We start from the raw sequence: 15512 nt of genomic DNA, 5'->3' as shown, positions 1-15512 counted from the left end.
TTTTATATAAACAAAAGCCCCAAAACTAAAAACCTATAAATCAACCAACTAGCGGTTGGCCAAATTCCAATCTGAAGTAACTTACTTCGTCTCAAATGCTCTAAAGTCATAATCAAAACTACTAGACCAAACCACATAACTTTAAACTCAACCGGCAATAGAAAACCTGGTATAACCAAGAAAGTCCCTATTAAAGAAACGGTGCTTAAATTGCCCATGTATTCCCATTTTTGAGAGCCTAAAATTTTATTCAAAAGGAGATATTGCCAAAACAATTGCCCAAAACAAATCACAAGCTCTCTACCAAAACTTGAATTTAGATTTATGAGCGAATAAACATCAATCATATATTTATTAAGGACAATTGAAGAAAAAATAGCTACTAAAACTAGGTAGGCTATTCGATACTTTAATTGAACATCAGGAACACAAACGCTTTGTGGGTTTTTAGATGGAGCAATTACCTTTCTATTTTGACTAATAAATTTATATACGTACGACATGAAAAATTTCACAAAAGTCAAATCCATAATTTTACCAATTAGTGGAATTCTTAAAGCTAAAATTTTTGTCAATGCATCTATTCCATAAATCACCTCATTGGTACTGGTGTCAAGTAATGCGATTTCGTTTCGTGCTCTGTCCTTATCCACTACTGTCATCAAATACTCATCCGCATTTTGATAGGCCAAGCAGGTGCCTTTTTCTACATATTTGTACTTTTCAAACGCCCCTCCGTATATTCTACACATGGGGCATTCATTGTCTATAAGAAGCTTGTGATTGTTTAATGTTTTCATTTTTTTAGTTGTTAAATTTCTATACTTTTCGTATTTCCTAAAATTTTAGGAAGTTAAAATTAAAAAAAATCAAAATCCTTTTACTACCCACTTAACGAAATTCAATTTTTCAGCACGCTCCACCATGTCTCCTATTGTATTCATCTTCTTTGCCAATTCGTGTGTATCTGATAATAGATTTTTAAAGTTCTTTTCTTCAAAACTTTCAGCCTCAAAACTCGATAAGTTTTTCAATTCTCTTATTACAGGATCCACCTCTCTCCTTCTACGCTCTTTAATTATCCTTACCGCTACTTCCCAAATGTCCTTTTCAGCTACAAAATACTCCTTTCTTTCACCAGGAATACGTTTTTTGTAAATCAAACTCCAATCTATTAAAGCCCTGATGTTAAGATTTGCGTTACTTCTTGAAACTTTTAGTTCATCCATAATCTCATCGGTACTTAGCGGATTTTCGGAGGCCAAAAGTAAAGCATGAATCTCAGCCATAGCTTTTGGTATCCCCCAGTTTGTGCCAAGACTACCCCATAACTGAATAAACTCTTCTTTTGCTTCTTTGTAATTCATAGTACAAATATAAACACCCTTTCTGAACTTCCTATTATTTTAGGAAATAATTTATTTAATTAAAACAAACTCACTTTCCCCAAATGAAAAACATATTGATACCTTTTAAACGAAAGCAACATCAGCCACAGAAACTTATCATTGATAATAAAAAAAGCACTTTAAATACGTTTTAGTAGCTAAAATTAAATCGTGCTCTTTAGTATTTACATAAAAGCTTGTTTAAAAAAAATCCGTAGAATTTCACAAACTTTTACCTAAATGTCAATTTTATATAGTAGACTTAATTAAGAAGTTCACGCTAGGCTATAATTCGGAGAGACTCCTAAATACAGAAAACGCCAAAGCCCCAAAAGAGGGACCTTGGCGTAAAATTTAGAGAATGCTATGAATATTTATTTGGCTTCCCAATTAAAACTTACCGTTGGCATTTTTCCACTCTGCTTTTGGAGCAATTGTCTCCATTACGTCCCAGTGCTCAGCTATTTTACCGTTTTCTACTCTAAATAGGTCATAATATGAAGTAGGCACGCCCCCGAAAGTTCCTTCGCTCACCACTAACACGAAGTTTCCTTCGCCTAATACGCGGTGCACTTTATCTATTTTCATAGAGATGCCTTTTGAAGCCATGTATTGCATAGCTTTACCTAAACCCGAAAGCCCATCGCCGATCTGTGGATTATGTTGGATGTAGTTATCTCCATCAAAATATCCGCCGATTTTCTCCATTTTGCCATTTACCAAAATGTCTTCTATGAAACCTTTTACGAAGGCTTTGTTTGCCTCCGTTTTATCCAAATCTTTGATTTCGGTTGGGCCGTCTATCATGGTATGTCCACTTGGATTTGGCGAGGTTGGCTTTTCTATTAGATTGTCCCAATGTTCCACTATTTTGCCGTCTTCAAATCTAAAAATATCGAATCCGATTTTTGGACCAAAGAAATTATAATCTGTTTGAGTAAATACAAAATCGCCGTCTTGAAAAGCCCTCACCGTGTTTGCTTTTGCCGTATTAGGTGGCAGCTGCTGCAACACCGCCCCAAAACCCGCAAGCCCGTCTGCCACACCCAAGTTATGCTGAATGTATTTAGTTGGGTTTATATATGCCACTGGCTCGTGAGCTCCGGTTTCTATGCTTTTTACCAAAGCCACCACTTTTTCTCTGTTTGAAATTTCCATTTTCGTAATTTTGTTATTGTTTGAAATTGAACTTTTGTTAGCGGCACATCCGCCAAAAAATGTAGCCGAAGCCACTAAACCTGCCAATGCTATTGATTTCATCTTTGTCATTTGTTTTGTTAAATAATTATGATGCAAAGATGGCGGGTTTAATACCTTCAAGAGATATAACAAAAAGCCCAATGACTGTAAAAATGGGAATCTACCTAAAAGTACCCCGAAATTGTTCAGGCGTAAGTGCAGTTTGACGCTTAAAGTATTTGTAGAAGTTAGTGGTTTCCTCAAAACCCGAGGCATACGCGATTTCTTTGATAGACAAATCTGTATTTATCAAAAGTCGCTTTATTTGTTTGGTGCAAATCTCATCTATAAATGCCTTGGCTGACTTGCTTACTATGTGCTTTGTTATATTATTGAGCGTCTTAGTACTCAGCCCCATTATATCAGCATAGTCGCTTACCATGGTGTATTTGGCCGCATTTTTCTCAACTAAGTCTTGGAACGCAATAAATTCATTTAAATATTTCCGAGCAACCAAAATCTCATTTTTACCAGATTTAATTCTAAATAACTTGGCTATCAATATATGGAGCTCACTTCTTATGATTCCCATAGAATAGTCGTCGTTCATACTAAAATACTCATTCTGAATTCGCTGTTCCAAAGCTTTTAATTCTAATTCTTCGGAAAAAGACAACTGTATTTTTGGAACACCCAACACCTCATTAAATAACTGCAAAGACTTTTGAGCTTCTAGTTTTTCGAGATAAGTCACCAAAAAATCATCTGTAAATAACAGCAAGGTTCCTTTTACGGAATCGCTCTCATGAAAAGTATGAATTTGGTCTTTTCTGATGGTTAAAACCGTACCTTTTTGAATGGGATAATCTAAAAAATCTATGGTGTGTACACCCTCCCCACTTTCTATCAATATGATCATGTAGAACTCAACCAAATGTGGCAAAAAAGGGGTATGGTCGAGGTCGGCACGTTTAAACAGCTCCTCCAGTCTGATTATGTCAAAGCCCGCATTGGGGTTTTGGCTATTATTAAACTTTATATGAATTGGAGCTTCAGACATTCGGGTAAATTTATTTAAAATAGAGCTTTTTTACACTCAAAAATAAGGTAAGTAAAATAGAATGTTACTGCTATCCGAATAAAAATATAATTCCTAGCTTTTAAACCCCGTTTATGCTTTAGGGCTTAGTTATTTGGGCTTAAAATGCAATAAATCAGACACTTAAATTTAATTAGCGAAGCAGTTTAAACTAAGAGTAGCTGAAGGGCTATCGTAATAAAACCAAAAAGGACTTACGTGTTGATATACAGTATTTTAAGGTCGTAATTGGTTTTCTAATGCATAACTCAAGTTAAATTCCTTATATCTTTCTGTTCAATGCTTGAGATACTCGATTTAGAAGACCCATATTGCCTAAAAATACATAATATAAAAACTAATGATAAAAGAATAGTAATGTATTTTTACATTGAAAATTCTATTAAATCAAAATAAAATAAAAACGACTATCCAACAAAACCAAGTCTAAAAATCTAGACCAAACTGAGAGACCTTAAATTGCAAAGAATGCTCAAAAAGGTGCTTTAAAATAGGTATATGACTGGCCCCAAACATTACAAAAGCCCTATCATTAGGCTCTAAGTGCCTTTTTATATTAGAAAAAATTCTAATGTTTCTGTTGTGCCAATAGGTCGGAAACTGATCTGAACCAAAGGGCTCTAAGTCCGTATCGAAATAGGTAGCCACCATGTCGGTATCTATAAAACTGCTCGTATTATACAATGTAAATATTTCTGAGATAGTCAGCTGTTTTTGATAATCTTCAAGCCACCTTATTTTTTTCTCGGATGCTTCAAAAATCTTTTCAATTTCAGGAATCCTAAGTGAGTTTACTTTATTAAAAAACGATATTGAATCAGCCGCCGGTACTGTGTAGGAAGCACCATTTGCATCAGAAAGATATATTTTCGAATGCCCCAGTTTTTTAGCAAGACGCATCCCAACTTGAAATATCTCTGACGGTTCGTCTTGATATTTACCCTCTAAATATTCTCGATAAAGAGTATCTACTCTGCTTTGAAGTCCTATTGGCCATTCCACAAATATTTTAGTAGGTTTTGACTTGGCCAATTCATTTACTAAATCATCCAATTCTTTTTGTCGTTGTGGAGCAAGAATATCAAGTTGGTTTTCTTTATTGGTCATAAATTTATCTTTAGTGGGATAATCGGTATGAAATACGCCCATCAGCATAACTTCGTATTTCGGAATATCTTTATTAAAGTCTTTAAACTTGGTCAATGCCATTTGGACTTTGGCAGATTCTTTTTTTTGGGCATGTGAAGTAAAAACCATGCAAAATGTGCATAGAGATAGTAAAAGATGTTTCATGTGTGAAAGTCTAAAAAATATATTTTATTAAAACTTGAATTTGCTAAAAACCGGCCTTAATTACTCTTGTTCCCCTACTCATTCCCTACGAAAGTTTTCTTTGGAACGCCTGGCGTCCAGTTCTTTTCTGATGATGTTTAGTTTCTGTAAGTTTTTAAATAAAACAAACCCCAAAACTATCGGCAATACGTAATGAATAAAACCTTGGGTTTCTTTTATGGTAGCAAATATTAAAACACTTAAGGCTAAGCCCGTAAAAATCAGAATTGGATTCTTCTGCTTGTAAACCTTCGCTTGCTCTGCAATCAGTTCTTCCAGAGTTAGCATTTCGTAATTTTTATGTTCAAACATGGCCGGTCTTGATTTTGTATTTAAGTAAATGTTAGCACGTATTAAGTACTAACCACTAACACACTTTTTTAGTATAATATATGCTGATTTTTAAAAATAATATTTCTATTTCACGCAAAAAGTTATTTAATGGACTTATAGTTGTTCGGATATATTATTCTTTAGTAAATATATGGATGTTTTTTAGATTTCCAATGTCCGAAAATTCACATTTTAGAAGATAAAAAAAACTTATTACTTAAATCAATAAATAACATCCCTATTTTTCTATCAAGCCAATAAACGAATAGACAAGTTTCTCTAAATCAGTCTTTAACTCAGCAGACTTGGGCTCGCCGTTTGCATCTAATTTTCCCTTTATGCCTGGCACTAAAAGCGTGGTTTCGGCAGTAAAAACAGTCTGCACAGTTTGCATAATTAGCTTTAGTTCCTCGTACCCTTTTTCGCCATTGGCAGATGCCGTTATCAGTCCGATAGGCTTGTCAGAGAATACATCGGTAGACACACACCATTCGATGGCATTTTTGAGGCCACTCGGTATGCTAAACACGTATTCGGGCGTGCAAATGACTACACCGTCCGCATTTTTGATTTTGTTTCTAAAGTCGATGATTTCCATCGGCGTATTGACATTCGTAAGCTCAGTCCGAAAGTGCGGCAACACGCTCAAATCATCCAAAATTTCAAGGTTAAAACGCTCTCCTGCTAGATTTCCAATGATAGTAAGCAAACGCAAATTTGAAGAATTGCTACTTGCACTCCCATTGATACCTAAAATGTTATATGTTTTCACGCGTGTATTTCTTTTTGTACCATCGCCTTGATTTTGGTGGCTTTCTCGAAATGATTCAGTCGGTGGGTTTTTATCCACCATTCGGCTACCTCCATCAGCAATGCGGGATTGTCGTTTTTATTTGCAAAAAAAGCATAAAACGATAGCCCAACGCTCTCACCTTTTTTACTTATTTTGTCATCGCAAATCGCGATTATTTTGGAGGCTATTTCTTTATTCATTGTTTAAATGGATTATCCATTTGAATATTAATTTTCCATAAAACACTTACTACCAAATAATTAAATGCTTTATTCATACTTTATTTTTTGACTCTGCATAAGCCTTTATCACTTGATTTCTAATAAGTAAGAACTTTTTCATGTACTTTTCTAAAAAAACAAAATCAGCAATACGTCCCAGAAATCCCAAAGGAGATTTATATTCAAAAATATCAGTCATCAATGTTCGTCCATCTATATCCTGAAATTTGTGCGTATGTTTAAATGATTTAAAAGCTCCTGACACCATTTCGTCACAAAAAAAATAGGGGAATTCTAATTCTGTAATTTTCACTTTCAGATTTTGATAAACGCCAAGATGTTTTGCCCGCCAAGTTATTTCTTCATTTAACTCTAACAAGCCCGAATCTCTACCCTCAACTACTCTTTCATTGGTCTTTTTAGTAGAGTCTTTGTGTAGGTCTATACTTCTCGCAAGATCAAAAACTACCTCTTTGGTATTATTAATTTCCGTTTCTAAAAATATACGTGGCATAAATTTCAACTATAAATACGGATCTACAGAATCTTTTAATATTTGAATCAGACCTTCGTCCATATACTGGTAATTGTCTTCGATATCGAGAATCACAAAATTATAATCACGGAGGTTCAAATCAAATTTTTTCTGAATACGTTGCTTATGTTTTTTCTCCATGACAAAAATTATATCCGCCCAATTAATGTGCTCTAAATTAACCCTGATTCTTGCTGAGTTTTCAGTTCCTGCAGACTTAAAATTATGCGTTCCTTGGTTTTTATAAATGGTTTCGGCCGTTCTACTTCTCCACTTATTTCTGCTACAGACAAACAGTATATTCATGCTGTGCTATTTTGATATTAGGTTTTAACTATTTGAATATAAGCAACTACAAGTAAAATAATCAATCCACATAGGTTTCTTTTATAATACTTTTAACCTCTTTAATCTCAGGTTTGGAAAGCCTACCTAGCGTCCTAATAATTCGCTGCTTGTCAATTGTCCTAATTTGATCCAGAACAATCCAACCGATTTTGTTTTCGAGTTTCACTTCCACTCGAGTGGGATAATTTTTCGAACTTATTGTCATAGGAGCAATTACAATTGTTTGGAGATACTTATTCATTTCGATAGGAGAAATTACCACACAAGGCCTGGTTTTCTTAATTTCACTCCCAATTGTAGGATCGTGATTAACAAGCACGATTTGATATTGACTTATTTCCATTCTTCCAGATTTTCATCGTCAAATACATCGTTAAACAGCAACCTGTCATCTCCTTGCTTTGACATTTCCTTAAATGCCTCTTCCCACCCTTTTCTTGGAGAATCCAAAGGTTTGATAACAATTTGTCCTTTCTCGAGTATCATATCTACCTTTTCGCGTAGGTTGTATTTTTCAATAACAGTTTTACTGAATCTAATCCCTTTTGAATTCCCTATTTGCACAATTGAAACTTCCATATCTTAATAGCTTTAATTTGTAATTACAAAGTTAGCACACAATTTCAAAGTATCCCACAAGAAAATTAGATATTTATTCCACATAGTTAACTTCAATTTCACAACAATCCCTTAACATTCAGGTAATTTAAAATGCGTTCTTTTGCTGAATTTTTAATTTGGATAATTAATGCCTTTGACCAATCAAATAGTAGCGAACTGCATTTGCTGATGTTAAAATATATCTATAGTATTTTTATTGCTTGGTATCTTTTTTCTTGTAAAACTGAGCCTATACCTTTTCATCAAGAAGCGAATGAGATAATAATACCCGATTTTACTTTCAAACTCATTCATAATCTACCCTTTCAGCTTTCTGAATCGTCTGGACTATGTTATACGGATGGTAATTTATGGTCTTTTAATGATGCGGGCAATTCAAATACCTTATACCGAATTGACACCACAAATGGGGCAATACTACAAACACTAACAATTGAAAACCAACTAAATTCAGACTGGGAAGACATTTCTGCAGATTCGCTTTATATCTACATCGGAGACTTTGGCAACAACGACGGCAACCGAAATAACTTGAAAATATTAAAAATCAAGAAAAATGACATCGACTTATCTCTTTCGAACCAAAAAGTAACTGCCGAAACCATACATTTTTCTTATGCTGACCAACTAAGTTTAGAAAAAAACACGAATTCCAATTATGACTGCGAAGCCATGGTTTCGGTTGGTGATTTCCTTTATATTTTCACCAAAAATCACAGCGACCTCCAAACCCGATGCTACAGAATATCGAAAGTGCCAGGAGAATATTCGGTGTCACCAATCCGTGCTTTTAATACATCCGGAAAGGTTACGGCAGCCGCCTACAACACCACTACCAAAGAATTGGCTTTATTGGGCTACATGAACCAAAAAATACGCCCTTTTATTTGGTTTTTTAGTGCTATCGAGGGCGATGATTTTTTCGGAGGAAAAGCTATCCGTAAAAATTTGGATAGCACCTCACGTGTGTGGCAAACCGAAGGCTTAGACTTTAAAGACGGCAATAACCTTTTCCTTTCCAATGAAGCTGCAGAAGTGCCAGCTGGGCTTTTTAAAATTACTTATCCTACTAAGAAACAATAAGATTATAAACAAAAATGATCGGCTTTTAACCGACCATCTGTAATAATCTCGACTTCTTTATTTAGCAAAAGACTAGTTATAATGTAATCAAACTCAATCTGCCGAATACACATACACGCCAAATGTACCCTTCTTTAGATTTTTAGTTCCTTCTATAAATTCAGCGGCAGAAACAAATATGCGGTTAGTTTTTGAGTCAAACTCCATGGTTTTGGCTCCAGAAACGGTCTTTAAATCTTGTATTTGCTCAAAATGGTCTGCATCTATTTGCTTAAAAACATTCACATTCCCTTCGCCATTGGCCGCAAATACCAATTTTCTTTTACTATCAAATCGAGCTGCGTCTGTTCCTGCTCCAATAGGTAACCTCTGCACTATATGACCATCTTTTGCATCAAGAATTACCAAATTTTGGTCTTTTCTGCAAACTGAAAACAAACGATTATTTTCTAAATCAATGGCTAAGCCAGTAGGGACTTCACTTGGAAGTATCGAAAAATGCTTGGTTACAGCTAAAGTTTTACTGTCCATAACGGTTATTTCTTGGGTGTCTTCGTTGTTATTATATAGCAATCCTCTTTGATTAGAAACAGTAAACTCAGGTGCTCCGCCTAATTCTAGTACCCCAATTATTGCATCATCATTTGGGTTTATAGCCACGGCATCCCCCGAACCATTATTAAACACAAACAAACGGTCAGAGAATGAATCATATATGATTGCATCTGCTTTTTTGCCTTCAATTTTAATCGTTTTGAGTACATCAAGGGTAGTATAATCAAAAATAGTAATGACGTTATCCATTCCATTTGAAATGTAACCTTTATTATGCTTAACCGCCAAAGCTACGCCATGTACTCCGTTGAGGTTGTCAAAAGACTTTATTTCACTATCTGACTTTAAATCAAGCACATGCACTTTGTTTTGATGAGTCACAAATAAGCGATTTTTGTTTTCGTCGAGTTGCATATAATCCCATTTACCATCTCCAGAGAGCATTATTTTTTTTGAAAAATGGTATTCTTTTTGACCGAAACTCAAAAGCGTAATAAAAGTTAGCAAAAAGGTTAATTTCATTTTTTTAATTTGTTTATATTTTTAAGTAAATCTATTGAATATTTGAGCTGTAAAATGAATATTTAAAGACAATTTATCATAAATCGTAATTTTCTAATTTTCAGTAAATTACCTAAGCAAAACTCAAATTAGGCATATAAAAAAAGTCGGGTAAAATACCCGACCTTAAAAGCCAATGTTTAGCTAAAATTAATGCTTATTACCTTTTCCGTTTGAAGGGAAACAACCAATATCTGAACTTGGAGGCGTAATTTCGGTAGCTCCAAATTTAGCATTTACTGGTACAACACCCAATGGTGCAAACCCAGTATATCCTTTTCCAATAGCTGGCGAAGTAGCTGTTAAATGGAAATCAAAAGTACCTACTACCGCTATGTCGCCTAAGGTTGGCGTAGTTTGTGGTAAAGGGAAGTTTTTGAACTGCGGATTGTTTTTACCAACTACCGAAGATCCATCATATACTTGACCTGGCACATATTTGGCTGGTAAAAACGTACTTGGAGCGGGGATATCAAAAGCGGAAGGCTTAGTGGCAAAACCTACCGGATATATTTCGCCAGCTATGTCAGCTTTGTCTACGTAGTTATAGTTATACCCACCTTTTATGTTTGCGGTATCCGCTACCACCAAGGCATTTCCGTTGTAGTTTGCCGTTGCACCAACCACACGTGGACCATACTTACAGTTAACCATTAAGTTATTGTAATACAAGCCTTTAGAACCCTCTTCGTAGTTTAGTGAACCACCTCTACCTGCAGAGTTTCTTCTCCATCCCGAAGTAATGATAGTATTATTATACATGTTAATATTCGTCTGTGGATTTTTACCACCGTTATTTGAAGCTTTCGGGCCGTTTGTAGCACTACCAATAATCAAATTGTATGCAAAATCTCCCACAACACCCGACTTAATGTTCATGGCTTCGCCACCTGTAAAACCACACTTTTCGAATGTATTTCGCATGATGTGCATTTTGCAACCAAATGGTCTAATGGGATCATCAAGTGCACCGTATATCCACGAATCTTCTAAAACCAAAAGACCGTTTGGGTCATTAGTTGAGATAGCATAACACGTTTTCCCGTTTGCGATAAAAGAAACAGGAGATGTACCTAATTTGCCTCCACCAAACTCAATGTGAGTCCACTTGATAATGATACTTTTAAATCCTGTTTCACCCAAAATTCCACCCCAAAGACCTTGTAAGGCAGGATCTTTTGTTGGGTCTGCTCCAATTTGATCAGTTTTTACAGCCGAAGGAACAGTAAAGTATATGGGTTTTTCTTGTGTTCCTAGTGAAAGAAAAGTGCCTTTTACTACAAAACAATAGGGCATATCACCCGGAAAATTAATATGTGCACCAGGCTGAACCACCAAAGTGTCGCCTTCGTTTATATACACATCGCCGCCTACAGTATACACCTGATCAGCAAGCAAAGTGCCTTTTATGGGCCCAGCAAGAGGCACACTCGTACTTACCGATTGACCTACTTGAAATAAAGGCTCCGATACAATTACTTGCTCTTCTGATTTAGAGCAGCTGGCAAAAAATATTGCCGCTCCTAAAACTAGCGAACAACTTAAAATTTTACTTTTTTTCATTTTTTTGAAATTATTAGAATACGGTATTAAGAGACAGAATGATTAGACGCTTATTATTTTTGCTTATATCGGATGCCGAAAAGGTAGCTTTGCTGCAAGACATCTTTTTGAACCAAAATGCGATCAGTGCGGGTTTGGTCGGGCAAGTCTTGGAAGTTATTCGGCTTCAAAAGCTCAACTATGATTGGGTTATTTAGTAAATTGGTCAACTTCGTAAAAACCGAAAAATGACCTTTTCCGATACTTTTTTCTGCTGAAAAGTCAAGTTGTGAAGTGCCTCGCTGCCAATAATCAAGACCCAAATAAGGCGAAACAATATTGATTTTCTTTCCTGTGTATACCCACGAAAGTTGGGCATCAAGACCGGTCTTACTGCTTTTATAAATCAAGGATAGATTGGCAATATGATCGGCTTGCCCTTGCAGCGGACGGGTTTGAGAACCAATTGTATTTACGATTGAGCCGTTTGCGTCTCGCCCATAAATTTTCTTTGAAGTGGTGATGCGAGAGTGTGTGTAGGTGTAGTTTCCAGACACTCCAAAGTTTTTTAGATATTTAGAGAAAACTAGTTCTGCTCCGTAGTTTTTGGCTGTACCAAAGTTAAGCGGCACATACACATACGAATTATTACCATAAAGGTTAAAGCCATACTCAATCGGGTTTACGATGTTTTTAAAGAAAGCTCCAATAAGCAACTGCTCATTTCCGGTAGGAAACATTTCATATCTAAAATCAATATTGTCAGCTACGGTGTGTTTCAGATTATAGTTACCCGACTCAGTAAAATATTCACCAGGGAAACTTGCAGGCACTAACTCAAAATATCCCGGCCTGGTAATTCCTTTGAAATACGAAAGTCTCAGGTTTTCTTTGTCCGAAAGCCTATATTTTAGGTGAACACTAGGCAAGATATCCATGTAACTAATGGTACCTGATTTTCCGATGGCAGTAACTGGAAGTTGAGACATATAGGATTGATTGGTGTGCTCTATTCTTACTCCTCCCAAAATCTGTAAATCAGAAATATTCACTTTGGCTTGTAGATACCCCGCCCCTATTTTTTCGGCCGCCGAGTAATTGTTGGCGTCTGTGCTGTCTGCGTAAGCAAACGAAGCGGGCCTAAAACTAAACTTTACTTGATCTATAGAGGTAAAAGTCTGACGCCCCCCACCTTCTAAAACCGTAGAAAGCGTGTAGTCGTTGTAGTAATTATGACGGTCTTTGTCGCGGTACATTCCGCCTGTAGCTAATTCTATTTTTGGAGAAAAATTATAGGTCAAATTAACGTAGCCTGTATAGTCGCGGTCGGTATTGTGCGTCCAAATATGAGAAACGTTATCTACATAGCGAGCAGACTCAATAGCATTTCCGTCTGGCCCCTGCACTGTACGAAATGTTACCGAAAGGTCTGTCCAGTCTGGTGTAATGCTTTTTGCTTCTGAAGCCACAGCGGACCACTTCAAGTTAAATTTATCTCCAATGGCATGGTCGCCTTGCAGGGTTGCATTTATAATATTTTGCCTGCGATACACCGAACGGTCGTTATTGCCTACGTCGCCATATTTGGTTAACTGATTACTAAGCAAATGACGATGTTGCCAATCCTCTAACTGCGTGAATAAACCAAATAAGCTAATCTTGTTTCTATTATTAAAATGATAATCTAATTTTAGATTGGTACCTAAGCGTGCCTGCTGATTGGAGTACGTACGATTTTGTACGGTTTCAAACAGCGGTGAATTCGGAATTGGATCTGGACTAGGCTGCCCATTTAGACTAAAAAACGAGGATTTTGTGCCTCTATACGCTCTCTGGTAACTAACACCCAATAAAAAACCCAGTTTGTGATTGAAAATCCGGTTTCCTATCGAAAAACTCATTAGGCTATTAATGGGAGCCTTGAAATTTCGGTATTGCAATGTTTTAATCGAAAAATCTTCTGGAGAAGCCTTATAGTTAGAACCGTTAGCTTCTGATGGCGACTGGAAATTTGGAGTTTTGGTATATCCCGAAAACGGCTGACTACTCAAAATCTGATTGTAACCGCCTGAAACTGTTCCCGCCACTATCAAATAATCCGGCACATCTTTCATTACCATGTTCATGGCTCCGCCTATGGCATCACCTTCCATGCTCGGTGTAAGTGCTTTAATAACTTCTAGCCTTCCCAGCAAATTTGCTGGAAATATATCCATCGGCACGTATCGGTTTTTATTGTCTGGACTCGGAATTTTGATGCCATTAACCAAGGTATAATTGTAACGCTTGTCCATTCCCCTGATTACCGCATATTGACCGTCGCCTGAGCTGTTTCTAATTACCGAAACACCCGAAACCCGCTGCAACAGATTACCAACCGTAATGTCAGGTAGTAATTCTATGGTCTTTGCACTGATAATATTTAATACATTGTCTGATTTTTGCTCCGATTTTCTGGCAAACTCATCATTTTCTCTGTTTGCAGAACCATGCACCTGAGCTTCGCCAAGTATTAAGTCTTGACTTTTCAATGCAAAACTCATCACCTCTATAGAATTTGCACTATTTAAAGAAACTACTTGCTCGAAACTTTCATATCCAATGTACTTTACAGTGAGCTTATAGGAGCCAACTTTTAGATTTTTAAATTCGAATGATCCGTCCAGATTTGATAGTGTACCGGTTTTAGTGTTTTCTAACAAAACAGTAGCCCCTATCAAAGGTTCTTTGCTTTCTGAGTCAATAACTTTCCCTTTTATAGCACCCGCAAAAACATTTAAGACGTTTATAATAAGAAAGATAAATATAAGTATTTTTTTCACAAGCATAGTTTATTCAACAGTTCAACCCCTATTTGGTCGCAAATGTAGAATTACTATTTATAGAAAGAACCAGAGAAAAACAAACTTTGTAAATTGTTAATATTCCTAATGTTAAACTTACAATTACTTAACATTAAATACCGAATTTGTTAATATTTGAAAAATAAAGGTCGAAAAACGGCAACATTAAAATATAACTATTTTAATATAAATTAAATTATTCTTTAATGTATTTTTAATACTTTTTTAATAAACCCACCTTACTATTATAAAAAACAGAGCAAATTATATGCTGGCTATGAGCACACTAGCATTTTAATAATTTGATTTTCTAATAGCATTTCATAATCTTAGCGTTATTCAAACTTTTGCAAGAGTTTTTAATAAAAAAACCTCCAAAAACACTTAAACCATAGCCACTTGGACCTCAAACTTTGCCAAAGTTGCGTCTATCAGATTTTCTATCTCTAGGAAATTATTAGCTAGTTTGGCCACTTTCGATTCTATGTTATCTACCTCGAAGTTCACCCAGCCTTCCATAAGGGTTTGCGGACCAAAGTCCACACTCACATTTGGCCAATTTGCTTCAAAGCTTTTGAAACTTGCTCTGAAGACTTCGGCAAATTGCCTACTTTGAATTTTATAGCCTTTCAGCTGTCGGAGTTTTAGGGCGTGAATGTTATAACAAATCCTTTGATTGGCGATGGAACTTTCATTTACCCAAACAGAAAAGAATACTCGTGAGGCTGATGTAACGGGATCTATTGCCGGATTTGCCCATGATTTTTTGTACACTTTTAAACATACAGAATCTAATACCACACCAACGGCTATTTCTAGTCCCCTTTCGGTGAATTTCTCTTTGTGGAGCTGAATGGCTGCTGCTCTAAAAAGCTTTTTGTAGTGTGTGCGGTCCATGTTGGAATTTGGATTATAGTAAACTTTGCTGTTTGGATTTACTTTTACAAGTAAAATACTATCGCAATTAAACTACAAAAAATCAGAATATCCACATTCAATTCTTCTTATTTTACAAACAAAAATAAGAACTCACTTTTTCAATCCTGTTTTTGGTAAAATCACATTCCTTTGGCTTTATT

Annotated in this window: 17 protein-coding genes; 1 reads left to right on the top strand and 16 read right to left on the bottom strand. The window is 35.9% G+C overall.

Annotated features, from left to right (window positions below; all coding sequences use genetic code 11):
- Window positions 1-2: 2 nt before the first annotated feature.
- From ACFOOI_RS17900 to ACFOOI_RS17845, 12 genes are all read right to left on the bottom strand, one after another.
- The gene (locus ACFOOI_RS17900; RefSeq protein WP_379839421.1) at window positions 3-800 is read right to left on the bottom strand and encodes a DCC1-like thiol-disulfide oxidoreductase family protein; all 798 of its coding nucleotides are present in this window, start codon (window positions 798-800) and stop codon (window positions 3-5) included.
- A gap of 69 nt (window positions 801-869) precedes the next feature.
- Complete coding sequence (locus ACFOOI_RS17895; RefSeq protein WP_379839420.1) at window positions 870-1367, bottom strand: GbsR/MarR family transcriptional regulator; 498 nt, start codon at window positions 1365-1367, stop codon at window positions 870-872.
- Between the two features lie 411 nt (window positions 1368-1778).
- A complete protein-coding gene (locus ACFOOI_RS17890; RefSeq protein ID WP_379839419.1) occupies window positions 1779-2648 on the bottom strand; it encodes a nuclear transport factor 2 family protein in 870 nt (289 codons plus the stop codon).
- A 100-nt stretch (window positions 2649-2748) separates the two neighbouring features.
- Window positions 2749-3627 (bottom strand): AraC family transcriptional regulator, encoded by an 879-nt coding sequence (locus tag ACFOOI_RS17885; protein ID WP_379839418.1) that lies wholly within the window; start codon window positions 3625-3627, stop codon window positions 2749-2751.
- Between the two features lie 465 nt (window positions 3628-4092).
- On the bottom strand, window positions 4093-4959 hold the full coding sequence (locus tag ACFOOI_RS17880; RefSeq protein ID WP_379839417.1) for a DUF5694 domain-containing protein: 867 nt from the start codon (window positions 4957-4959) through the stop codon (window positions 4093-4095).
- A 78-nt stretch (window positions 4960-5037) separates the two neighbouring features.
- Window positions 5038-5310, bottom strand: coding sequence for a hypothetical protein (locus ACFOOI_RS17875; RefSeq protein WP_379839416.1), 273 nt, complete (start codon window positions 5308-5310; stop codon window positions 5038-5040).
- Window positions 5311-5569: 259 nt separating this feature from the next.
- Entirely contained in the window at window positions 5570-6103 is a 534-nt protein-coding gene (locus ACFOOI_RS17870; protein WP_379839415.1) for an NADPH-dependent FMN reductase, read from the bottom strand.
- Window positions 6100-6324, bottom strand: a complete 225-nt coding sequence (locus tag ACFOOI_RS17865) for a DUF6500 family protein (protein ID WP_379839414.1) — start codon at window positions 6322-6324, stop codon at window positions 6100-6102. The genes ACFOOI_RS17870 and ACFOOI_RS17865 overlap by 4 nt, the downstream gene beginning before the upstream one ends.
- Window positions 6325-6397: 73 nt before the next feature.
- Window positions 6398-6859, bottom strand: a complete 462-nt coding sequence (locus tag ACFOOI_RS17860) for an SRPBCC family protein (protein ID WP_379839413.1) — start codon at window positions 6857-6859, stop codon at window positions 6398-6400.
- Between the two features lie 9 nt (window positions 6860-6868).
- Window positions 6869-7186, bottom strand: coding sequence for a low molecular weight protein tyrosine phosphatase family protein (locus tag ACFOOI_RS17855; RefSeq protein WP_379839412.1), 318 nt, complete (start codon window positions 7184-7186; stop codon window positions 6869-6871).
- 61 nt (window positions 7187-7247) lie between these two features.
- On the bottom strand, window positions 7248-7547 hold the full coding sequence (locus tag ACFOOI_RS17850; RefSeq protein WP_379839411.1) for a type II toxin-antitoxin system PemK/MazF family toxin: 300 nt from the start codon (window positions 7545-7547) through the stop codon (window positions 7248-7250).
- A gap of 14 nt (window positions 7548-7561) precedes the next feature.
- Entirely contained in the window at window positions 7562-7807 is a 246-nt protein-coding gene (locus ACFOOI_RS17845) for an AbrB/MazE/SpoVT family DNA-binding domain-containing protein (RefSeq protein ID WP_379839410.1), read from the bottom strand.
- Between the two features lie 132 nt (window positions 7808-7939).
- Here ACFOOI_RS17845 and ACFOOI_RS17840 point away from each other — a divergent pair, with 132 nt between their 5' ends.
- Complete coding sequence (locus tag ACFOOI_RS17840; protein ID WP_379839409.1) at window positions 7940-8932, top strand: hypothetical protein; 993 nt, start codon at window positions 7940-7942, stop codon at window positions 8930-8932.
- A gap of 93 nt (window positions 8933-9025) precedes the next feature.
- Here the strand turns inward: ACFOOI_RS17840 and ACFOOI_RS17835 are convergent, their stop codons facing one another.
- The 4 genes from ACFOOI_RS17835 to ACFOOI_RS17820 form a co-directional block, all read right to left on the bottom strand.
- On the bottom strand, window positions 9026-10009 hold the full coding sequence (locus tag ACFOOI_RS17835) for a YncE family protein (RefSeq protein ID WP_379839408.1): 984 nt from the start codon (window positions 10007-10009) through the stop codon (window positions 9026-9028).
- A gap of 189 nt (window positions 10010-10198) precedes the next feature.
- On the bottom strand, window positions 10199-11611 hold the full coding sequence (locus ACFOOI_RS17830; protein WP_379839407.1) for a hypothetical protein: 1413 nt from the start codon (window positions 11609-11611) through the stop codon (window positions 10199-10201).
- Window positions 11612-11664: 53 nt separating this feature from the next.
- Window positions 11665-14412: a TonB-dependent receptor gene (locus tag ACFOOI_RS17825; protein ID WP_379839406.1), complete on the bottom strand. Its 2748-nt coding sequence runs from the start codon at window positions 14410-14412 to the stop codon at window positions 11665-11667.
- Window positions 14413-14817: 405 nt separating this feature from the next.
- The gene (locus ACFOOI_RS17820) at window positions 14818-15330 is read right to left on the bottom strand and encodes a hypothetical protein (RefSeq protein WP_379839405.1); all 513 of its coding nucleotides are present in this window, start codon (window positions 15328-15330) and stop codon (window positions 14818-14820) included.
- Window positions 15331-15512: the final 182 nt, after the last annotated feature.

The sequence above is a fragment of the Lacihabitans lacunae genome, from assembly GCF_042649125.1.
In the GTDB taxonomy this organism is placed as follows: Bacteria; Bacteroidota; Bacteroidia; order Cytophagales; family Spirosomataceae; genus Leadbetterella; species Leadbetterella lacunae.
The sequence above is the reverse complement of the archived record's forward strand: the minus strand, read 5'-3'. Positions and strand labels throughout refer to the sequence as shown.